Raw genomic sequence first — 21,601 nt, 5'->3', positions numbered from 1 at the left:
GGCGCTTACCCCTGATCGACGAATGACGATAGCATTGAATACAGGCAAATACTGGACGGCGAAAACGGGCTCCCCCGCTTTCTAGACTTTTAAAGCCCCTGAACCCATAAAATTGCCAAGCGCGTTACAATTTTGATATAAATGCTATCAAGGTCGACGCCGGGGGCTACGGCGATCGACAGACGCGAAGCAAATCCGCCCAAAAACCCGTCGCAGCAACGCGATGCGGCGATGTGGCAAATCGTAAAGCAAATCGCAACGTAAATCCGCAATTTTTGAGATCCCTCGACGTTATAACGAGTGGAACCTCATCGCATGGGGTTTTGAAAGTCTTTCTCAGGTATTTCGGGCTACAGTCGATTTTTGATAGGGGTCAACGTACGTCAGTGAGCGACGCTCAGGACAGGGACAGGCCAACGGCGCGAAACGACGCCGGGACGTTCGGGCATCCGACGCCTCCCACTCCTGATGTTGCGCTGGCGAGGTAAGCCGCCATGGGTCAATCGCCATCCATCCTGATGCCTTCCGGCTCGCTCTACGGCGCGGGGGCGATGCCGGGCGCGTATGGCGTCATGTCGCCCTCCCTTCAGGCCTACCCGTCGGCCTCTAACGCTTACCCTCCTCAAAACATGCCGCCGTCTGTCCCGGGCTTGCCGCAACAGCCCGCCGACGCCGCGGCGCCCGCCGCATGGCCGTGGCAGCGCAGTGACGAGCCCGCCATCCAGCAGAAGCCGATTTTCTTCCCGGATATTACGTTTGAGAAAGAGCGCGTTATCCAAATGAACGCGCTGCAACGCGCGAAATACAACCTTAAACACTACACGGTCGACCTGAGCAGGGCCGTGGGCAAAGGATTCCGCGGCGACCCGGATTTCTCGTTTTCAGACTTTCTACTGACCTCTAAAATCCCCTATTTTCTGGGCGGGCTGGCGCTCACCTCGCTGTTTGCCATGGGCGGCGACCGTCAAGCCGCCGCGCGACAGGGCGCAGGCGTCGCGCTGTATATTCTGGGCTCGTGGGCGGGCAATAAATCGATCGATACGGCCATTAAAGCCCGCTACGGCGTCGATATGAACCAGAAATTCATGAAATACGACGGCACGATTGAAAATGTCATCACCAGCCCGACTTTCTCACGCTATGACCTGATTCCTAACAAAGATCTGGCCATTATGCAGAAAAAAATGGGGATTCCTGAATACGTCATCGCCCCGCGTCAGGCCATTAAAGGGACCATTCAGGATTTGATTCCCGCCGAGCGCACCAGTCGGGCGATTCTGGCCAACGTCGTCGCGGCGATCGGCGCGGGCTATCTGGCGCGCAGCCTCGCCTGGAATCGCATTCTGGGCGGATTCCGCCACGTCCCGCAGGCGTTGTCCCCATCGCTCAATCCTAATACCACGCCACTGAATCGCCTGGGCAACGCCGCGCGCATCGCCGTCAGCGACATCCGCGCCGCCTTCGCCGACAAGCTGATCGCCAACCCGCGCGAAGCCTCTCCATTGCTGCGTCGCGGCGTGTGGGGCCTGCTGGGGCTGACGGCGCTCTATAGTTTTGGCCGCGTCCTGACGATCGGCTCGCATAAGCAATGGGAACGCCCCGGAGACGGCCTCGCCCTGAGAGCGGCCGCCACGCCGGACAGCTCTGTATTCGGGCCGTTTCGCGCCATGCGCGACGTGCGGGGGACCGTCTGATGACCACCGCCATCGAACGCCAGAATCTGTTGATGCCCGAAGCGCGCCTGACCGGGTCGCGCCGCTTCACGGAATACTTTGGCGATCCGCGTAAAATGGCGAGCGTCGCCGTGCGGGTGAACAAACCTGAGCAGCGGATTTTCCCCGAAGAAATGGCGTTTTTTGACGACCGCGCCAAACTGGTCGGCGGCGCCATGATCGCCGGGCTCTCGACGCTGGGCGTCAATCGAAAGATTCTCGGCGTCGGCGAAGCGCTGGGATTTCTGGGCTTTTACAGCGCCATGACGATGGTCTCCAAAGCCCAACGCTGGTTAGTCCAGGCGCGCACCGGCATCCCGATGGATCAGAGATACCTCAGCCCCGACAATCAGTCGCGCTGGCTGTTCAGCGATCCACGCTATCTGCCTTTGCACCTGTTTTCCGACGAGAAAATGAACAAAATCGCCGACCGCCTCGGCGTCGACAAGGCGCTCAAGCCCGAAGAGCGCCGCCGCATTACGGAAGAGAAAATCGGCCAGGTCGCGGGCCAGTCGATGCTCTGGTGGATGCTGATCGCAGGCCCGGCCACGGCGGCGCTGGGCAGCGTCATCGCCCACGGGCTGGAATCGCCCGCCAAGCAAGGCGTGGGCCTGCTGCAACGCAAATATCACGAATCCATGCTGAAAATGGCGCAAACGCCCGAGACGCGTAATGCGCACCTGCAAAAAGCCGTATCGGCCCAGGTCGGCGAGGTCGCCCAAGCCCGCCTGTCGGCCTGGTGGGACGCCTTCGCCGATGGCGTCAGCAAGCATTCGGGCCTGTCGAAGGCATTCACCGGGCCGGAAATCATGAAAATCCCGCAGGACAAGTTTATCGACAAACTGACCGAGCATTTCCTCGCGCTGTCGCGTCAGGGCGAACAACCCAGCGTTCAGGCGCTGGGCCAGTACCTCACCCAGCAAGAGCAGGCGCTGGCCGCGATGGAAAAAGACGTAATGCGCGTACTGGACGCCAACGCCATCGCCCCCCTCCAGAACGTCCAGAAGAAATACGCTGCTGCGCGCATCAACACGGCGCGCTCGACCATCGGGCATTACCGCGCGCTGCTTGAAGCCGTCGCCCCCGGCCAGAATCCCACGCGCGAGAGTCTGCGCTCACTGCTGGCCGACTCCAAGCTGCATACAATCGAGCGTATCATGCACGCCAACCCGCAAGCGGCCGCTAAAATGGCGGGCGGCGAAGGCGTTTTCGCCGCGATTCGCAGCGCTATCGGCCAAGGCGAGTACAAGCGCGCCGAGAAGATTCTGGGCGACTCGCTGGATCACCATCTGCGCGGCGCTCTGGGCAGCGCGCTGCGCAAGTCGATGTGGCGTAAACGCGTGATGGGCGCGGTCATGGGCGCCGTGGCGCTTTCGAGCGTCGCATACACATGGATGTTTATGGGGCGCAATACGCCGCGCAGCCATGTCAAATTGCTGTCGGCCAGCCAGATGCTCGGCAAATACGATCAGGGCGACTTTACGCCGGAGCAGGCGGAATTCCGCCGTCTGGAGAAAATGCGCGAAACGCTGGGCCCAATGCCCCCCACCGGCTGGAAAAACAACCTCAAGCGGATGTTCCAGAACAATGAAGCCGTCATTTACGCCCTGAACATCCGTACTTTTGGCGCGACTGACGCTAACCGCGACGGGACCATTACCGTCGGCCAGGAAAACGGGACGTTTCTGTCCTCGGTTCGCCGCCTCGACGAACTCAAGGCCATGGGCGTCAATACCCTGCACCTGCTGCCGATTACCGCCGCCGGACAGGTCAAACGCTTTGGAGACGCAGGCAGTCTCTACGCCATCGGCGATCTGCTGGCGCTCAACTCGCAATTTGACACGCCGGGCAACGCGACCAACGTCTTTGAGGAAGCGCGGACGTTTATCAACGAATGCCACAAGCGCGGCATCAACGTGATGGTCGACGTGCCCAGCGTCGCCTCGATTGATTTGGCCCTGCGCCGCCCCGACCTGATTGCCACCGACAAGAACGGCCGCGCGCTGGTGCCGACGACGTGGAGCGATATCGTCAATTTTCAGAATAACCCGGCGCTGGAGCGCTATTACCATCAGTTCTTCGATTTAATGGCCAACAAGCTCGGCGTCGACGGCTTCCGCGTGGATGTTGCGCGCTCGCGCACGCTGGACTTCTGGAAACGCGCCATCGAACAATACCCAGACAAGGCCTGGCTCGGAGAAACCTATACCTACGAAGCCGCTTCGCCGATGCCCAACATCAACCGCGATGATCCGCTCCAGCACCTGAAAGTCGGCTTCGATTCAATTTACGGCCAATTGCATATCTTCCACGAGATGCGCACGGCGGGCGAGTTCCTGAACTACCTGCTGGACGCCAACCGGATGTTCAAGATGGCGGGCGGACAAGGCAAGTCGATGATTGCCTCGTTCCTGACCCACGACGACCCCAAAACGCTGATGGCCCATGGCGGCGTCATCAACTCCAATCTGGTTTCGGGCCTGATGGCGACCATCCCCTTCGCCAATCCCTACATCATGGACGGCTTCACCACCGGCGACGAAAAGGCGCTGGATATCTTCAGCTACAAAGATCGCCCCAAGGGCAAGCACCCGGAGATCGGCGACTACATGACGCAGATGTTCAACCTGCGGCGCGCCTATGGCCCGATCCTCACCAACGGCCTGTTTATCCCGCTGCCGGTTTACGACAACCCCGGCGATCAGGTCATCTCCTTCGCCCGGCAGTTCGGCGGCCGCACGCTGCTGGTCGTCGCCAACAAGGACGTCAACGCCCGCAGCGTCGGCAAGATCTACATCCCGACCCTGGCCGGTAACCAGACGCTCACCAATCTGGCGCCGGAATACGGCCGTCCCAGCCAGTTCCGCGTGGATCCCGCCGCCCACGCCATTGATGTCAGCCTCGGGCCGGGCCGTTTCCATGTGTTTGAAATCAATACGCCCCAATTGCCCTATTATTTACGGGCGTATCAATAACGCTCGCCCGATTGCCTGCTGTATGCCCTGAATCGCATGACGTGCCCGTAGACGCTCTTTATCGATCGCTGCCCGCCGCTGCCTCGCGTCCCCGCCCGGCGGCGGCGCTGCGCTTTGGCGAAACGTCCGCCGCGCCCTCAAGCGACGCCTCGCCGGATGCCTCGCCGGATGCCTTTACCCGCGCCTATGAAACGCGCGCAACCTCTTTTCTCGCCTGCCCCCCGGCCGAGGCGCTGGCCATGTCGACGCCGCAAACGCTGGCGATTCTGGAAAAGCGACTGGGCGCCGACGTCCTGCGACGCGCCCTGACTCCCGGCGAGAGCATCGAAAGCCCCCTGGCCGACGCGCACGCGCGCGAACGTCAGACCGACAGCAGCGCTCACGAGTCCGGCTGGCTGGCGAAAAGTCATATCGTGGGAGCGCATCCGCGGGCGCTGGGCTCGTTCTGGAACGTCGTGAAATACGCCATGACGCTGAGCGCCGCGCAAAACGCCATTCATCTGTTGCCTGTCTTCGAGCAGCAGCTCAATTCCCTTTATATGCAAAACAGCTGGCGCATTGAGAGCGAATTCTTCGATCCAGCGCTGGCTCAGGCGCATCCGCAATTGGACACGCCCGAAAAACAGCTCAAAGCCACGATCAACGTACTGCATGCGATGGGAAAAGCTGTCGGGTTCGACCTGATGAGAAGCAGCGCCCATTATTCTGAAATGATGATGGCGCACCCGGATTATTTCCCGTGGGTACAGCTTTCGGAAGATTTAAGCGCCATCGCGCGTCAGGATAATCGCGCCCATGAGCCAGCGCAAGCCGTGATGCGCGGGTTTTTACAGGAATTCGGGGATGCCGGCGCGATGGACCTGCAGGCGCTGGCCGCTATTGAGGCCAGAATGGCCCGAGACGGCTGGTGGACCGTCCCCGCCGACGCCTGTAAGGGCCCGCCCCCGCCGCCGGATTTTGACCTGTTCGCCCCGGCGAGCGAAAGCAACGAAGAAGCCCGTCTGTCGGCGCTATTGGGGCCCGTCTCATGCCCACAACTGAGACTGGCGCGGCGCATCGCGATTTTGACCCGACTGAAGGACGCGCGCCTGTTTCCGGCCCCGGTGGTCGACGGGCCGCCGTTTCGGCCCCTGTCGCTGGCCGGGCTCAATAAAGACGGCTGGCCCCTGTTTGAAGTCGGCGCGCTGACCCAGCGCGATCGCGGCGGATTCAGCAGTATTTTCGGTGGGATGGCGCCATATAAGCTGTACGAAACCGACGACGCGGGGCGCTTCCAGATTGATAAGCCCCTGCCCGCCGTCTGGGCCTACTTAAAGCGGCAGGCCGTCGACTTACAGAAAGCCTATGGCTTTGATTTCATTCGCGGCGATATGGCGCATCTGGACTACCGGGCCGCCGCCGCCAGCCAGAACCCGGCGCCAGAAGCCCTGACGCCTGAGGCCTACGATATGTTTTCGGCGATGAAACAGGCCGTTCAGCGCGAGAATGGCGCGCCGTGGTTTGCCTTTCTGCCCGAAGCGATGTTTCATATCAAGCCCCACAACCCGGACGCGCTTCAACACGCGCGCTGGATGACGTCCGACGCCGCGCTGGGGCAACTTCAGGGCCGTTCGCTGGAGGGCGACGACTTTCGACGCTCCCTGCAATGGCGCAATCAGGCCCACGCACAAAGCAATCTGCCGATCTGCAACGGCATGATGACCGCCGACAGCGACAATAGTGCGCGCGCGCACTTATACGCCAGCCCGCGCGGCAATCTGGCGCGCGCCTTTGCGGGCCTGTTTTCGCCGCCCAGCTATATGGGCATGGGCTTTGAGATGAAAGGCGACCCTGCGGGCGCCGACAGCGCGTCGTCCGCCCCTGTCGATAAAACGGCCTTCACCCATCCTTATAACAATGGGCTCAAGAACAAGCCTTACCAGTGGGGCAAAAGCGCCGAAACCTTTAACGGTCTGACGCGGATGAAACGTCGCCTCGAGGCCGACGAGCACGCCCTGGGCAAGGCCTTTCAGCGCGGCGTCATAACGCCTCTGGATCCGCACGCAGACCCGCGCCAGCCGGTGGTGAGCTGGGTCTTGAAACCCGACGGCGCCCGCCCGGAATTCCTCTTTGCCCTGAACACGGATATCGAGCGCCCTCAGAACAGCGCTCGCATCGCCGCTGGCGAGATTCTCGATGAAAAGGCGACATTCGCCTTTGACTTCAGTACGCAGGCGGCGCGTTCGCCGCGTCAGGCGCGCATTCAGCGTCGCGGCAGAACGCTGGTTCTGTCTCGCATGGGACCGGGCGAAGGCCGCATTTACCGCATCCGTTCAGGCCCTGACAGCCTGCCTTAGGCGTTATTGCTTTTCCCATTCGGCAATCGGCCCCTCGATTACCGCAAACGAGGGGTGCGGCTCAACCGGCGCGATCGTCTGAAGGCCTTGCCCCTGAAGGGTCTGCCCCTGAAGAACCTGCCATTGTTCGGGCGCGCGTTGCTGGAGTTTTCGCATTAAATGACTGAATTCGTAAGCCATTTGCCCGCTCGTCACCGGAATGACAATACGCGAAGAGTCTGAGGCGTTGATTTTAGAGGCATCGAATCGATACCCGCGCCGCTGGGCCTCTTCCAGTACCGCCGCCAGATACTGATGAATCGCCGCCACCGGCGTTTCCAGCGCCTTAAAGCGCGTCAGTTGCGGATGGTTCCGGTAGCCCCTGGTGAGACCTTCGAGCGCATGGCGCGCCAACAGGCCTTCGCGCCAGAGCGCAACGAGTCCCTTGGCGTCCAGATAACGCGGATTCAGCGACCATAAACGCATACGAGCCAGTCTAGCGCGACGGCAAGACCAGCGGTAGCGCTGCTGTTGAGCGCAGACCTCAGAGCATCTCGTAGGCGTTGAACATCGGCAGGTAAATGGCCAGAGCCATTGCGCCGACGATCAGGCCCAGTAAGACCAGCGCGAGCGGCTCCAGGAGCGTCACCAGAATATCCAGCCGCTGATTCAGCTCTTCTTCGACGAATTCAAACGCATTGCGCAGCATCACGTCCAACTCGCCGGACTCTTCGCCCGAGGCCGTCATCAGCAATTCGATATCGCCCAGAACCCCGCTTTGAGCCAGTGCGCCGGTCAGGCGCTCGCCCGCCTGAATCTGCAAGGCCACAGGCGCCAGCGAGCGCCGCAGCGCCGGGTTTGGAACCGTCTGCGCAGCCAGCGGCAAGGCGTCGATAATGGGCACGCCCGCCGCAAAGGCCACCGACAGCGTCGACAGAAAATGCGACGCTCCCACCAGCCGGGCCACTTCACCCAGCCACGGCAGCCGCATCAGGCGAGCCTGCAAGCGCTCCTGCACGGCCTGCGAGCGCGCCTGACGAACGATCCACACAATCGCGCCAATCCCCAGCGGCAGCCAGACAAACCAGGCGCCGCGCAGCGCGTGGGAAACCCACAGAAAGGCCTGCGTCGGCCACGGCAGCGACACGCCCATGCGGTCGTAAATCACCTCAAACGTCGGCAGGACATACATCGTCAGGATGGTAAAAACCGCAATGACCACCAGCATCACCACAGCCGGGTAGGCCAGAGACGTGATCAGCTTGGAGCGCATGCGTTGCGCGCGCGTCAACAGGTCAGTCATCCGCGTCAGAGAGGCGACCAGATCCCCGCTGGCTTCTCCGGCACGCATGACAGCGCAATAGACCGGATCAAAGGCCTTGTTCTGGCGGGCGATAGCATCGCCAAAGGTCGCCCCCGCCAGCACGTCTTGCCGGATATCGCGCAACATGCGCCGAAACGCCGGATGCAGGCCGTACGTCTCCAGATGCGTCAGCGCTTCGGTAATCGGCACGCCTGCCTTGAGCATCATGCCCAGACTGCGGCTGAAAGCGATTTTCTCGCGCAAACCAACGCCTCGAAAGCGATTAACCCATTCGCCAAGTCCGCGAGACGAGGCCGACGCCACATCGCCGCCCGCAATAACCAGCGTGGAAAGCCGGGTCGGGATTAAGTCCTGTTCACGCAGCCGTTCACGGGCCTCACGCTCATTCTGCGCCTGAATCAACCCGCGATGACGCGAGCGGTCCAGCAGATGCACCGCCTCGTATTGATACTGCGGGCGGCTCATGGGGCGGACGGCGAGAAGGCCGCCGCAAACGTCGCGCCAGTGGCTAACAATGCAGATTCATCCCCAGCACGCGCACCATTTCGTCAAGAGAGGTCACGCCCGCCACCACCTTACAGCGCGCCGACACCGGCAGCGTCACCATCCCGGCCGAAACGGCGGCGTCTTCGATTTCAATGTCCGACCGGCGCTGATTAATCAGGTGCCGCAATTCGCGCTCCACCAGCATAATCTCGTATGCGCCCGTGCGTCCGGCATAGCCCTGATGCCCGCAGGCGTCGCATCCGCGCCCGCGATACAGCGTCAGCGGCATTTTCTGGCGATTCTCATCGTAGGGGTAGATGATCCGTTTTTCATCCAGCGAGGCGGCGTAGGCCTCTTTACAGTGCGCGCAAATCATTCGCAGCAGGCGTTGCGCTACCACGCCAATCACCGAAGCGCTGACCAGATGCGGCGGCGCGCCCATATCCACCAGACGCAGCAAGGCCGCCGAAGCCGTATTGGCATGCAGCGTGCTGAACACCAGATGCCCCGTGAGCGCCGCCTGAATCGCCGCGTTCAGGGTCTCGCCGTCGCGGATTTCGCCGACCATCAGGACGTCAGGATCCTGCCGCATCAACGAGCGGATGCTACTGGCAAACGTGTAATCGACTTTAGGATTGATTTGCGACTGGTTCAAACCGTCAATGCGAAACTCAATAGGGTCTTCGACCGTGCTGATATTGCGGACATCCTCGTTGAGCTTGTTGAGAACGGCGTACAGGGTCGTGGTTTTACCGCAACCGGTGGGTCCGCACACCAGCACGATGCCGTAAGGACTACGATACAAGCGTTCCAGCCGTTCGACGTCTTCTGCGTCCAGGCCCAGATCAGGGAAGGGCATCACGGCGTTAAAGGGCTTGAGGATACGAATTGTCATCTTCTCGCGATTCTCCGAAACGGGAATCACGCTCAGACGCAGGTGATAGTCCTGTCCACGGTGCGTATAACTCATCCGGCCGTCCTGCGGGCGGCGGTGTTCGGCGATATCCATACGGGCCAGCACTTTAAGCCGGCTAATCAACCCGGCTTCCAGCGTGACAGGGATTTCAACCATCGGACGCAGAATGCCGTCCACCCGCAGACGGGCGACATAGCGGCCGGTTCGCGGCTCAATATGCAAGTCGCTGGCGTTGCGATCGATAGCCTCTTCAATGAGCGAATTCAGCAGGCGGGCGACAGGCCCCGACGCGTCGGCGAGTTCAGCCTGAGAGGGCGCTTCCACTGCGCGCGCGGGCGTGGCTGCGGCCGAGGCGATTTCTTCCATCAGCGACGCGGCGGCCCGACCGCTGAAGTAGCGTTGCAGCGCCTCCTGAAATTCATGCGCCGTCGTCACCATAGCTTGCGGCCGCATGCCGGTGATAAAGGTGATTTCGTCATGCGCGGCGCGATCGCCCGGATCAACCATCGCCACCACCAGACGCCCCCCTTCGCGCGCGATGGGCAGGGCCATTTTCTGGCGGATAAACGCTTGCGGCAGCATCTCCAGAAGCGCGGGATCGATTCTAAGGCGCGCAATATGCGCGTAACGCGCGTTATGTTGTTGTGACAAGCGCTCTCCCAACTGCTCGCAGGTGATTTTACCCTGACGTATCAGCGTCTGACCCAGACGCTCGCCGGATCGCGCGGATTCTTTCAGCGCGGCGTCGAGATCAGCTTGCGCAATATAGCCCGCTTCCATGAGCAGTTCGCCGATCCGCTTGCGCGCATTCGGGGCTGGCATTGGGCGCGACGGTCCCAGATCGCCTTGCGCCGCTAACGCGGCAGGCGTTGCGGCAGCGGGGGGATTTTGACCCTGAGGCGAGGCGGTCATGTCAGGGCGCGCCTCCCAGATGATCAAGTCTCTGATTGGCCAGTCGCGTCACGGGCGGCGCAGCGCTGTAACGCCGATAGTCGGGCCCCCCGTCGGGCGGAAGATCCTGAAGGCGCGGCGTAATCCAGAGCATCAGCGAGCGCTTGGCGCGCGGGTCATCGCTGGGAATCACAAACGCGAAAGTCTGTCCCGGCAACAGGCGGCAGCCCGGCAGCGTATAACTGCGCGCGCGATCCGCGCTGCGGCGAATCGTCGGGCGAACCGTCAGCCAGATGGCGCCGTCGTTAGAAGCCACAGAGGGAGTCAACTCAAGACCAAGCGACGATCCACGGGCATAGCCGGCGCGCGCAGGCAGACCGTCCCATTCGAGCGAGGCGCGGGTCTCTTCCGCCGCGCTGGTCTGCACAGAAAACCCATCGGTCGCGACGCTCGCGCCTGCCTGAGGCTGCCAGCCAATCAGATGCATCGCCTCCGGGCTGAGAATACCGGAATCGGGTCCTTGGCGCAGGCTTTTTTCAAGAGCGCTTTGCGCCTCTTTTACCGGCAAGGCTTTCATACGAACGGACAGCGAGACCGAGCGCGCCGGGCGGTCATGGGCCAGCATCCAGCTGTCAATCAGCGCCAGTTGCTCCGCATTGCCTTGCACCGTCAGCGTCTGAGCGCGCGCATCGGGAATAATCGTTAATCCGCTTACGCTAACCGGCGTGTCGACATCGCCGGAAGCAAATTCAGTCTGGCGAGAATCGCCTGTGGCCGTCCCGCTTGCAAAAAACGCAGCCATCAAGCGCGCCAACCGGGCGGGATTCCCGCTTTTAACCGCATAAGCGCGCTGTGGCAAAGGCGTATCCAGTTGCGCGATGGTTTTATCCACGCGGGCCAAAGCTTGCGGCGTCCCAGCCATGATCAAGCGGTTGGCCGCCGGATCCGCGCTGACGCGCAACGGCGTGGGGCCGTCCAGCGCATTGGCATGAAGGGTCTCTTCCAGTTGCCGCACAATATCGGCGGCCCGTCGGTAACGAATGGAACGCGTCCTCAGCTCAGATTCGGGAGAAAACGCCGTCAGCGCGCGCGACGAGGCGGTAATCAGCAGGGTGGAGCCGTTGTCGACCTGAGCGAACGACGCGCCGGTGAGCAGCATGAGGTAAGAAAGCGCCTGATTCAGGGTTACGCGCTCCAGCGAAGCGCTGATACGCCCGCGCACGCCTTTTCCCAGCAGGAGATTCAGGCCGCTTTGACGGGCGAGCATTTCGAAGGCGTCGCGCACGTTGGCTTGACGCAGTTGCAGGCTGACCGCCGTCTCGCCGCGCGGCACGCTCACCAGCGTATCCGCCCCCCGCGCCGAAAACAGCCCGCCGGTGAAGCCTTGAGCCAGCATCGCCAGCGTCAGGCTGAGCGCAAGCGCGCCCATCGCCCGCCGTCTTCGCCATAAAGCGACGCCCGCGCGAATACGCGCGTTCAGCCCAGCGTTCAACCCTTCCTCTCTCATCTCTCCTCTCAACTTCTCCCAAGCGCGGGGCGTCTGTAACGCCCGGCTTATTCGGATTCAGCCCCTCCGGCAGCGTTATCCTGAACGGAGTCCGCCGTCTCCAGCGACGCGCGCCGATGACGCGCAGGCGCATTCACGTCAACCAAATCTACCCAGTCCTTATGAATCGCGGCAACGCGCTGCGATTGACTCCCAGAACCCACCGTGTCACCGCGTTGAACCGTCTGGCTACGGCCATCGCCACGCGAGAGAATCGCCATGGGCTTTTGGGGATGATAGGCGATGCCCACCACCTGAACAGCAGAGCCCTGTTGTTGCGTCGCGGGAGATGGGGCCTGCTCTGAGGGCGCAGCGGCAGGCGCCAGCGTCGCCGGGATTTCGGAGCCAGAGGCCGTTCCAGATTCAGAAGCAGACGACGGCATCCCGCCTTGCTCGCCCGAAGCGTCTTCGCCGGGCAGCTCGGGCAGAACGCCCGGCGCTGGCGCGACATCGCTGGGACGAAGCGACGATTCAATCGCCATGCCGCTCATCGAGGGAAGCTTGCTCATAAAGGGGTTTTTGCGGGCCGTCCAGAGTTCAGACGCGCGCGCCATCCGCGCCAGATGCAGCGACAAAGGCGCTTCACCATCCTGGGCCGTCGTATTGACGTCATCAGCGAGAGAATCAGCATAAGCGCCATCGTAGAAATGGCCCATGGCAAGGGTTCCGCTGCGCACGTTTGCGCCACAGCCCGCCAGCGTACACAACAGCAGCGTCGCCGCCACAAGAAGCGTCAAGGGAGTCGCCGAAATTGTCAGGCGTTTCAGTCGTTCGCTCATGCCACTGGTTTCATCTTCTGCGACCTTCATCGTCGTACGATCGGGTCGCGCACACACCTGCCACATCTCATATCATAGCCCGGCCTTTGCGTCGACACGATCCCCCATCCACACGAAATCCCTGTAAAAATCCGTAAAACAGTCTATACTGACCCCAGAGACGCGCGTCGGGGGCTTGCGCCCTCTTCCCGGCGCCCGCGCCGCCACCCCTGCGCCCAGCCACTGAAAACCAGCGCGACAAGCGCGACTCCCCCAACGAGGCGAAAAGGGCTGCGTCAATCAGGCGAATGTAAAGGACGCTTGACGAGTTGAAGCTGATTGCCGATATGGCGGCGCTCGATCGCCGCGCCATCGAGGAATACGGGATTCCGGGCTTCCTGTTGATGGAGGAGGCGGGCCGCCAGGTCGCCGCCATCGTCGCAAACGTTCGCCAGAAAACCACAAACGGCGGCCTCATCGCTATTTTATGCGGCCCCGGCAATAATGGCGGTGATGGCCTCTGCTGCGCCCGCAAACTGGTCAGTCTTTTTGGGGATTGCGGGGGGCAGGCCCCGCCTGTGATAGCCCTCTTGACCCAATCCGCCGACGCTTACCGCGCAGACGCCGCCGAACAACTTCGCCTGCTCAAGGCCTTCGAGATTCCCCTATTGGAAGCGCCGCCGCTGGAGACGCTGGAAGCCGTCCTGAACGACGCGAGCGTGGTCGTCGACGCCCTCTTCGGCGGCGGACTGAATCGCCCCATTGAGGGCCGAGAAGCCGACTGGATTGCCGCGCTGGCAAAACGACAGGCGCAGGCCCGCCCGGTCGCCGTCATTGCGATTGATTTCCCTTCAGGGGTCACGGCGAAGGCGGGCGCGATTCTCAACAGCGCCGTGCGGGCCGATGTCACAGTGGCGCTGGGCGCCGCCAAGCCGGGCCATTACCTGCCGCCGGGTAAGTTTCATCGCGGCGAGCTAATGATAACGCCGATCGGCCTTCCACCGCGCCTGTTAAGCGAAGATGCGTCTCCCTTCTGGCTGACGAATCCTGTTATGGCGCAAGCCGCGCTTCCCAAACTCGCCCCCGATGCGCATAAATACAGCCGGGGCAGCGTTCTGATCGTGGGCGGCAGCGCGCAAACGCCGGGCGCCGCGCATCTGGCCGCCCGGGCCGCGATGATCTCAGGCGCGGGGATGGTCACGCTCGCGATGCCCCAGTCAGCCATGAGCGGCCTGACGCTGGAAGCCGAACTCCTGCGCGCGCCCTTACCGCAAACGCCCCAGGGCGATCTGGCGCAAACTGCCTCTGACGTGTTACTAGAGACGTTTGAAGCGCGCCGATGTCGCGCAATTGCTATCGGACCGGGCCTCGGCCTGACGCCCGGAGCGACCACCCTGCTTCTGAAGACGATTCAGGCGCTCGCCCCCCGGCAGACGCCAGTAATTCTGGATGCGGATGCGCTGACGTTGCTGGCTCAGAACGACGAGCCTCCTGCGCTGGGGCCGCACGTCTTTCTCACGCCGCATATCGGCGAATGCGCGCGCCTCTTACGCTGCGATGTCAAGGCGATTCTGGCGGATTTACCGGCGGCGGCCCGGACGCTACAAGCCAAAACAGGCGCGCATGTTCTGCTGAAAGCCTCTGTGATGATCGGCGCAGGCCCCGACGGGCTCATCTGGCTGAACGAGACGGGAACGCCGGCGCTCGCGACCGCCGGCAGCGGCGATTCCCTGACAGGATTGCTGGCAGGCTTGCTGGCTCAGGGCGCACTGCCTGCGTTGGCAGCGCCATGCGCGTCGTGGCTGCACGGCGCCAGCGCAGAAGCGGCAGTTCAGACGCGCGGCGCGCGATGCGTACGGGCAGGCGATCTCATCGCGTCTCTGCCAGCGGCCTTTCAGCGACTGGAAAGCGCTTTGACCCAAAGAGACACGCGCTAGCCCAAAACCCCCCGCCTATTATCCAGAGGAAACCTCATGGACGACGCCATTCCCATCCAGAAACACGTGTCCCGCCGCCCGGACGGCGGGTCGACGAGCCTGTTTCTTGTGACGGCCATCGCCCTGCAAACGCCGGAAGGCCGCAAATTGATTCCGCATCCTTCGGGGCAAGAGGTCGCCAGCTACGCCACGCTGGAAGAAGCCGAGCAAGCCATTTCGCAAGCCGGATTTGACGCTGTTCTGGATGGTCGACGCCTGTCCCATGCGCGCCGCGCGCCTGCCCATGTCAGTCGGCGGGGGACCAACGATCCGGCGAGCGCGCCGTTTCAGGCATTGATTGAGTTGCTATTGAAGGCCCTCAGCGATCGTGAGGCCGCTGTCGTCAGCAATGCCGCGCTGGCCTTGGGTGAGCTAGGCGAATATGCGGATCAGGCCATCATTTCGGGGCTTCTCTCGCATCTGGGCGACGATGATCCCGGCGTTCGAAAGGCCATCGCCGAGGCGCTGGGCAAAATCGGAGCCCCGGCTCTGGCGGCGATGGAAGACGCTTATCAGCAGGCTGCGCGCCAACGCGCCGAGAAGAACGCCCTGCATACGCGCCTGACGATTGTCACGGCGTATCTGGAGATGTTTCACTCTCACCGCGAACTGTTGTTTCAGATTGTGCCGCGCCTGCAAACCGCGCTGGTTGACGATCACTGGCTGATCCGATCGCAAGCGGCGCTGGCCGCCGGGCAAGCAGCGCGCCTGTGGCAAAACGGACAACTCAGAAAACCGTCCGCCTAGCTGGCTTTGGCGCGGCGCGTTCGCTTTTTGGGAGCGGTCCCGGCGCTTTTAGTGCGCGGAGAAGTCGTCTTTACAGCGGGTTCAGACGCAGGCGAGCCTGAAAGCGCTGGCCCTGAAAGCGCTGTCAATGAGGGATCGTTCAGAGGCGGCTCAACACCATCGGCTACTCCCGTGAGGCAAGCGCCTTCCTCGTTTTCAGAAATCAGCGCATCGACCGGCAGAATAGGCTTGGCGACATTCAGAATCTTGATAAACACTTCAATCAGCTCGGGATCCCATTGCGCGCCCGCGCCTTCGCCCAGAATACGGGCGGCTTCGGCCACCGGCAACGCCTGGCGGTAAGACCGATCGGACGTCAGCCCATGGAACGCGTCCACAATCGAGACAATGCGTGCGCCCAGGGGTATCTCTTCCCCCTTCAGGCCGGACGGGTAACCGCTGCCATCCCAGTTCTCATGGTGAAACTCCACCAGGGGAATCACATCGCGCAAGGCGGACACCGGCGCGAGAATCTGACGCGCGCCGATCACAGGATGCTGCTTCATAATGGCCCACTCGGCCTCATTCAGCGGCCCCTGCTTGCACAGAATCGATTCCGGGATGCCGATTTTACCGATGTCGTGCAGGAAGGCCGCCAGACGGATTTTTTCGACTTCTGACGGCGGCAGCTCCAAGGCGTGGGCGACTGCGACAGCATAATTGGCCACAGCCTGCGAATGGCCGCGCGTATAGCGATCTTTCGCATCCAGAGCGCCTGCCAGCGAGCCGATAGTCTCCAGCATCAGATTGGGCGACGTGGCTTCCGGCACGTCGACATCGCCGGGACGCTCCATAGCCGTAATCAACTGGTCAAACAAATGATGATTATCGTATTGCTTGGCAACCTGCGAGGCGAACACTTCCAGAACCGTCTTGTCGTTGAGGGCCATCGCCTCGTGGTAGGCGACCTTGTTGGAGACGCCCGAGTCGCCCGCCTTGAATTTGGCCAGATGCAGCGCCTGTTCGGTAAACTTGAGAAGGTTGTCCTTCTTCTGGGTATCGTGCGGGAAGGTCGCATAGCCGATGTTAACCCGCAACGCGCCCAGCTTTGGGAGTTTCTGGGCGTTCAGACCTTTAATCAGGCGGCAGGCCATGGTTTCAGCGTCTTCCGGGCCGGTTTCGGGCAGCACAAGGACAATTTCATCGCCACCATAGCGGGCCACGGTGTCAATACCGCGAATGAGGCGGCGCGTCATCGACGCCAGATGACAAATCGCGTCGTCGCCCACGTCATGGCCGCAGTTTCGGTTAATTTCCTTGATATTGGCGATATCCACGACCATCGTGGTCAGAGGCTGGTTCTGGCGTTGGGCTTTCTTGAGTTCGGCCTCCAGCACGCGCTGAAAATACGTATGCGTCATCAGCCCAGTGAGGGTATCGATCTGCGCTTGAGACTTCATACGGTCTTGCAGCGTGAGATTCCAAACTAACTGGGCGATTTGATCGCGCAGAGTATACACATACGACAACTTGGCCTGCGAAAACGCGTCGACTTCAGAAAAACCAAGCGTAATCATCGCAATCACGCGCCCACCGGCGATAAACGGCGCGGTGAAGATATTCAGATGCTGCCGCGAGGTTTCCGGCAATTGCAGATACGCCTGTAAATGCTCGCCCAAATCCGCCGGCCGCGAAGTGAACGTCGTATCTTTACGCTGAGAAGCCTGCACAAGATGATTATTGCGGTCCGACATCGAAATAATCGGCTTATCGAAAGGCTTATCCGGGTTCTGCGGATGCAGAAAGTTCAGGCGAATAAAGTCCGCGCTGTCATCCAGCACGGAAAAACACATCAAATCGAGCTGTGAGCTTTGATTCAAGCGCTTCAGGAAGAATTCCCAAACGTCTTCCAGCTCGCGCGCATCGATCATCAACTGGCGGACGTCTTCTTCGGGCGGAATCTGCCGACGGCGCGCCGGGCGGTCGCCATATTTCTTGCGAGCCGGAGAATCGTTCTCCGCCTTGAGCAAGGCCGACGCAAAGCCGTCAAGCGCTGTCCACAGCGATTGCGTCCATCCCGGAATTGCCGCCTGTCTAACCAACGGACGAAGCTCCGCCTTTGCCATCTCTATCCTGCCGAAGGGCGTCGCTCGTCTTCACGGGGAATCTCACCGGGGGACGAGCGCCCACACGATCGTAAAGTGATTGTGTTATTTTATAACAAAGTGTGAAGGAGCGCATCCTCCCCTGAAAAAATTCCCCGCAGGAGATTCAAGGGCGCGCGCCTCAGCAGCAACAGCACTCAGGAAAGAGCGCCCTCCATGGCAAAGGCAATCAACTGGCCCCAGGCCTTTCGCGATGAAATTCTAGCGGAAGACAGCGAGGCCTTGCGTCTTGCCCTTCGGCCCGGCTCGTTTTACTACGACGGCGGGTATTGGCAGGCCGACGAAGAGGTAGATATCCGCTGCCATCACGCGCGCCTGCGCCGGGCGATCATCGTCGGGCCGCTGAGAACCTGCGCCATCGCCGATTTATCGGCCGAAGACTGCGCGCGCCTGAAAACCACTCTGCGCACGCCCGAAGCCATCGCGCGCTTTCTCGAAGAGACCTATCGCCAGCCCCAGACGCTGCACAGCATCGTCACCATCGTGACCTATCGCAACCTGCCCGTCGATCCTGAGCAGGTTGAGCCGGACGACGACCCCAGCGGGCGTCATGTCTGACGGTTGAGAGTTGCCCGTCAGAGGATAGGGCCGCTCTGCTTTACAAATGCTTACCAACTAGCACGCCCCGGGGTTGACCCTCTTTTAACCACCATCTGAAAGCGCCAGACAGGCGACACGTAGAGGGGATCCCCGTATGTCCGCGATTTTTGACGCCCATAATGACCATCACGGCGCTTTTCAGCAGCCCATCGACCTCAATGAGCCGATAGCCGCCGCATCCGAGAGCGGCGATATCGCCTGGCTCATTCCCGCGCCCAAGCAGGGCGGATTCATCTTGAACGGCCGCGATCACGCCAATATCAACCTGATGCATTCGCAAGGCGGCGCGCGGGCCATGCAGATTTTCAAGCGCCTGGGCGACCATTTACGCCCGCTGTACTTATCGCAGCAGTTTTTCGACGCGCATCATCCACGCCCGTAAGGGGCTTACAGGGGACTCGACACTGAGAGGAGACGTTTCACAATGGTTCGCATTCAGAATTTCAATACCGGCGTCGCCCAAGCGCATTTCGGGGCGGAGGCGGGCAACGGCGCAGGCAACGCCAGCAATACGCGTACGCCAGATGCCAGCAGCCCCTTCAAGGGATTCACCGACCATGCAGCCGACAATAACGCTCCACGCCGCGCGATTGGCGATCGATTCCGATCCTTCTTTCGCGGTGACGTGAAAGGCGCCCTGTGGCGAGCGACCAAGATGGCCGTCGCCCGCCCGCGCGGCTGGGTCCAAACGGCAATTTCGCTGATGGCCTTTGGCGGCGTACCCGTGTTCTTCTTCAAAGACCTCGCAGAAGGGCTCATCGGCGCCAATACATGGGTGAAAGCCAGCAAGCGATTCAAAGTGACTAATTTCTCAGAAGCGCACAACCCGGCGCTTCACGTCGAATTCTCACGCGGCAACCTGCATGTTGACCAGAACCGCACTGTGTGGGACGCCGTAAAAGGCCTGTTTACCGGACGCGAAGCGTTCGATCAGCAGATTGCCCGCGTCTGGAACGAGGGCGGCGAGGCTGGTCGCGACGCGCTGCGAAAATCAGGCGTTAATCTGAAGAAAGCGGGCATTACAGAAGCCTGAGCGTGCTGAACGCGTCCAGGCGTCCTTGCTACTCGCCGACGGCGCGCGCGTCAACGGCCTGCGACTCGGCGGCCTGCGAGTCCGCCTGCCAGTCAGATTCCATCCGCCGCAGCAGCATGGAGATTTGTTCGAAGCCCCCATTGCGCGAATCGGGCAAGCGATACCGCGCCAGCGGGCTTTCTCCGGGGGCGAGCGCGGCGCGCGGCGAAGGCGACTCGGGCGGTTGCGCGGCCAGGCGACGAATAAAGCTTTTGGCGGCGTTTACCGGCGCCGCAAAGCCAATGCCGATATACGTTCGCGCCCCATCCGGGTTAAAAATTGACTGATTGACGCCAATCAAGCGCCCGGCGCGGTCCATCAGCGGGCCGCCCGAATTGCCCGGATTCAGCGCCGCATCGGTCTGAATGCGGTTACGTTCAGCGTCCAGACGACTCACCACGCCCAGCGTCAGCGTCCGTTCAAAGCCATAGGGATTCCCAATCGCCAATACCTTCTGCCCGACGCGCACCCGGCTGGAATCGCCGAGCGCGAGAGAGGCAAACGGCTGCGTCCCGCTGATTTTAATCAGCGCCAGATCGAGATTTTCGCCTACGCAGCCTAGCACTACGCCTTCGTAGGTATGCGTTCGCCCCGCAGCGTCCTGTAACGAGACCTGCGCCTCGGTGGCAGAACCCACCACATGGCGCGATGTCAGGACAATCCCGCTGGGATCAATCACCGAGCCTGCGCCCACGGCCGGTTGGCCCTCATTCATAGCTGTAATGGAGGCAACAGCAAGCGATGCCTGTGCGTAGACACGGATCGTGTCCTGTTCATCGCGATCAGCTGCGGGCAAAGCCGCCGCCAGCAAGTTGGGAGAGGGCGCACTCTGGCCCCTGCCCATCGAAGGCATTGCTGTGATGGCTATCACAGACAACAGAAACGCGACAAAAGCGCGAGAAAAAGGCTTTGGGGTGAATCTGGGCATCAAGCGCTTCATTTAGCGTGTTCAAATCAGGCGGTCTTGAAATCCAATCAACTGGCTTCGTATCAGTATCAGGGCGTTTACGGCCCGAGGCGGCGCGGGTCATGGCCGTTTCCAGCGAGAGGAAGAATCTACTACAAGCACGCTATCATGGCAGGTCGCGCATGCAAACCCATGGGCGTCAATTGTAAACGGCGGGCGCGACGGCGCGTTTGGGCTATAATAGCCGCGCGCCCGCCCCCACTTACGCTCAGGAGAGGGAGCCCTTCGTGTCAGCGCCCCAGAACCCATCTCAAGCCGCCAAAGGCCCCAAGCCCTCATGGCTGAAAATCCGCCCGCCTCAAGGCCCACAAGCCGCCTGGCTGCGCGAACGCGCTGAAACCTTGCGGCTGGCAACCGTTTGCCAGGAAGCGCGCTGCCCCAATATGGGCGAGTGCTGGAGCGGCGGCACCGCCACGTTTATGGTGCTGGGGGACATCTGCACGCGCGGATGCCGGTTTTGCGCCGTCACTACCGGCGATCCGCAAGGCCGCATCGATCCAGACGAACCCCACAAGCTCGCCCAAACCGTTCACGACGCCGGATGGCAATATGTCGTCATCACGTCGGTGGATCGCGACGATCTCCCCGATGGCGGCGCGGCCCATATCGCGCGCTGTATCGAAGAAACCCGCAAGCTGAATCCTGACGTGATTATCGAGGCCCTGATCCCGGATTTTCAGGGCAATCGCGAGGCAATGGCCCGCGTCGTCTCGGCAAAACCCGAGGTGCTGGGCCAGAATCTGGAAACGGTGTCGCGTCTCACCGCAAGAGTGCGGGATCGCCGGGCCGGTTATCAGCGCACGCTCGACTGTCTGGCGCAGATCAAGGCGCTAGACTCCTCTGTTCTTACAAAATCGTCGCTCATGCTGGGCCTTGGCGAGACAGATGACGAGATCCGCGAGGCCATGAGCGACTTGCGACGTCATCAGGTCGATTTACTGACCCTTGGCCAGTATCTTCAGCCATCGCCCAAACACCTGCCCGTGGAAGCGTACGTGACCCCGCAGGCCTTTAAAGCCTGGCAGGAATTTGCCGAACATGATCAGGGGTTCCTCTATTGCGCGGCCGGGCCGCTGGTTCGCAGTTCATACCGCGCAGGCGAGTATTTCATGCGCCGCCTGCTGCGTTCGGATACGCCTCGCGAACGAAGCGGGGTATAATCTGAAAGTCGC

Annotated in this window: 17 protein-coding genes; 9 read left to right on the top strand and 8 right to left on the bottom strand. The window is 61.5% G+C overall.

Annotation, left to right across the window (positions count from 1 at the left end; genetic code table 11):
- Positions 1 to 494 precede the first annotated feature (494 nt).
- The 3 genes from IPK79_09740 to IPK79_09730 are packed head-to-tail and all read left to right on the top strand — an operon-like array spanning position 495 to position 7,023.
- On the top strand, positions 495 to 1,694 hold the full coding sequence (locus tag IPK79_09740; GenBank protein ID MBK8190714.1) for a hypothetical protein: 1,200 nt from the start codon (positions 495 to 497) through the stop codon (positions 1,692 to 1,694).
- Positions 1,694 to 4,687 carry a hypothetical protein gene (locus tag IPK79_09735; GenBank protein ID MBK8190713.1) on the top strand — a complete coding sequence of 998 codons (2,994 nt, stop codon included), beginning with the start codon at positions 1,694 to 1,696 and terminating at the stop codon, positions 4,685 to 4,687. The genes IPK79_09740 and IPK79_09735 overlap by 1 nt, the downstream gene beginning before the upstream one ends.
- Before the next feature lie 41 nt (positions 4,688 to 4,728).
- Positions 4,729 to 7,023, top strand: a complete 2,295-nt coding sequence (locus IPK79_09730) for a hypothetical protein (GenBank protein ID MBK8190712.1) — start codon at positions 4,729 to 4,731, stop codon at positions 7,021 to 7,023.
- Positions 7,024 to 7,026: 3 nt separating this feature from the next.
- Here the strand turns inward: IPK79_09730 and IPK79_09725 are convergent, their stop codons facing one another.
- The 5 genes from IPK79_09725 to IPK79_09705 all read right to left on the bottom strand — a co-directional run bounded on the left by IPK79_09725 (position 7,027) and on the right by IPK79_09705 (position 12,944).
- Complete coding sequence (locus tag IPK79_09725; GenBank protein ID MBK8190711.1) at positions 7,027 to 7,488, bottom strand: DNA lyase; 462 nt, start codon at positions 7,486 to 7,488, stop codon at positions 7,027 to 7,029.
- A 58-nt stretch (positions 7,489 to 7,546) separates the two neighbouring features.
- The gene (locus IPK79_09720; GenBank protein ID MBK8190710.1) at positions 7,547 to 8,791 is read right to left on the bottom strand and encodes a type II secretion system F family protein; all 1,245 of its coding nucleotides are present in this window, start codon (positions 8,789 to 8,791) and stop codon (positions 7,547 to 7,549) included.
- Between the two features lie 43 nt (positions 8,792 to 8,834).
- Positions 8,835 to 10,640 (bottom strand): type II/IV secretion system protein, encoded by a 1,806-nt coding sequence (locus IPK79_09715; GenBank protein MBK8190709.1) that lies wholly within the window; start codon positions 10,638 to 10,640, stop codon positions 8,835 to 8,837.
- A gap of 1 nt (position 10,641) precedes the next feature.
- Positions 10,642 to 12,111, bottom strand: coding sequence for a hypothetical protein (locus tag IPK79_09710; GenBank protein ID MBK8190708.1), 1,470 nt, complete (start codon positions 12,109 to 12,111; stop codon positions 10,642 to 10,644).
- 62 nt (positions 12,112 to 12,173) lie between these two features.
- Positions 12,174 to 12,944 carry a hypothetical protein gene (locus IPK79_09705; protein MBK8190707.1) on the bottom strand — a complete coding sequence of 257 codons (771 nt, stop codon included), beginning with the start codon at positions 12,942 to 12,944 and terminating at the stop codon, positions 12,174 to 12,176.
- Positions 12,945 to 13,252: 308 nt separating this feature from the next.
- On the opposite strand from IPK79_09705, the gene IPK79_09700 reads away from it, so the two are divergent.
- Positions 13,253 to 14,860: an NAD(P)H-hydrate dehydratase gene (locus IPK79_09700; GenBank protein ID MBK8190706.1), complete on the top strand. Its 1,608-nt coding sequence runs from the start codon at positions 13,253 to 13,255 to the stop codon at positions 14,858 to 14,860.
- Positions 14,861 to 14,896: 36 nt separating this feature from the next.
- On the top strand, positions 14,897 to 15,646 hold the full coding sequence (locus tag IPK79_09695) for a HEAT repeat domain-containing protein (GenBank protein MBK8190705.1): 750 nt from the start codon (positions 14,897 to 14,899) through the stop codon (positions 15,644 to 15,646).
- On the opposite strand, the gene IPK79_09690 is transcribed toward IPK79_09695, so the two are convergent.
- Positions 15,643 to 17,751 carry a diguanylate cyclase gene (locus tag IPK79_09690; GenBank protein MBK8190704.1) on the bottom strand — a complete coding sequence of 703 codons (2,109 nt, stop codon included), beginning with the start codon at positions 17,749 to 17,751 and terminating at the stop codon, positions 15,643 to 15,645. The two genes, IPK79_09695 and IPK79_09690, sit on opposite strands and share 4 nt — an antisense overlap.
- A 195-nt stretch (positions 17,752 to 17,946) precedes the next feature.
- Between IPK79_09690 and IPK79_09685 the strand changes: the two genes are divergently transcribed.
- The 3 genes from IPK79_09685 to IPK79_09675 all read left to right on the top strand — a co-directional run bounded on the left by IPK79_09685 (position 17,947) and on the right by IPK79_09675 (position 19,423).
- Positions 17,947 to 18,348: a hypothetical protein gene (locus tag IPK79_09685; protein ID MBK8190703.1), complete on the top strand. Its 402-nt coding sequence runs from the start codon at positions 17,947 to 17,949 to the stop codon at positions 18,346 to 18,348.
- Positions 18,349 to 18,484: 136 nt separating this feature from the next.
- On the top strand, positions 18,485 to 18,772 hold the full coding sequence (locus tag IPK79_09680) for a hypothetical protein (protein ID MBK8190702.1): 288 nt from the start codon (positions 18,485 to 18,487) through the stop codon (positions 18,770 to 18,772).
- 42 nt (positions 18,773 to 18,814) lie between these two features.
- Positions 18,815 to 19,423, top strand: coding sequence for a hypothetical protein (locus IPK79_09675; GenBank protein ID MBK8190701.1), 609 nt, complete (start codon positions 18,815 to 18,817; stop codon positions 19,421 to 19,423).
- Between the two features lie 28 nt (positions 19,424 to 19,451).
- On the opposite strand, the gene IPK79_09670 is transcribed toward IPK79_09675, so the two are convergent.
- Together IPK79_09670 and IPK79_09665 are read right to left on the bottom strand one after the other, a co-directional pair.
- The gene (locus tag IPK79_09670; GenBank protein ID MBK8190700.1) at positions 19,452 to 20,258 is read right to left on the bottom strand and encodes a trypsin-like peptidase domain-containing protein; all 807 of its coding nucleotides are present in this window, start codon (positions 20,256 to 20,258) and stop codon (positions 19,452 to 19,454) included.
- Positions 20,245 to 20,493, bottom strand: a complete 249-nt coding sequence (locus tag IPK79_09665; GenBank protein MBK8190699.1) for a hypothetical protein — start codon at positions 20,491 to 20,493, stop codon at positions 20,245 to 20,247. Before IPK79_09665 ends, IPK79_09670 begins: the two co-directional genes overlap by 14 nt.
- Positions 20,494 to 20,656: 163 nt before the next feature.
- Here IPK79_09665 and lipA point away from each other — a divergent pair, with 163 nt between their 5' ends.
- Positions 20,657 to 21,589 (top strand): lipoyl synthase, encoded by a 933-nt coding sequence (gene lipA, locus IPK79_09660; protein MBK8190698.1) that lies wholly within the window; start codon positions 20,657 to 20,659, stop codon positions 21,587 to 21,589.
- Positions 21,590 to 21,601 lie beyond the last annotated feature (12 nt).

This window comes from Vampirovibrionales bacterium, assembly GCA_016712355.1.
Classification (GTDB): domain Bacteria; phylum Cyanobacteriota; class Vampirovibrionia; order Vampirovibrionales; family Vampirovibrionaceae; genus JADJRF01.
The sequence above is the reverse complement of the archived record's forward strand: the minus strand, read 5'-3'. Positions and strand labels throughout refer to the sequence as shown.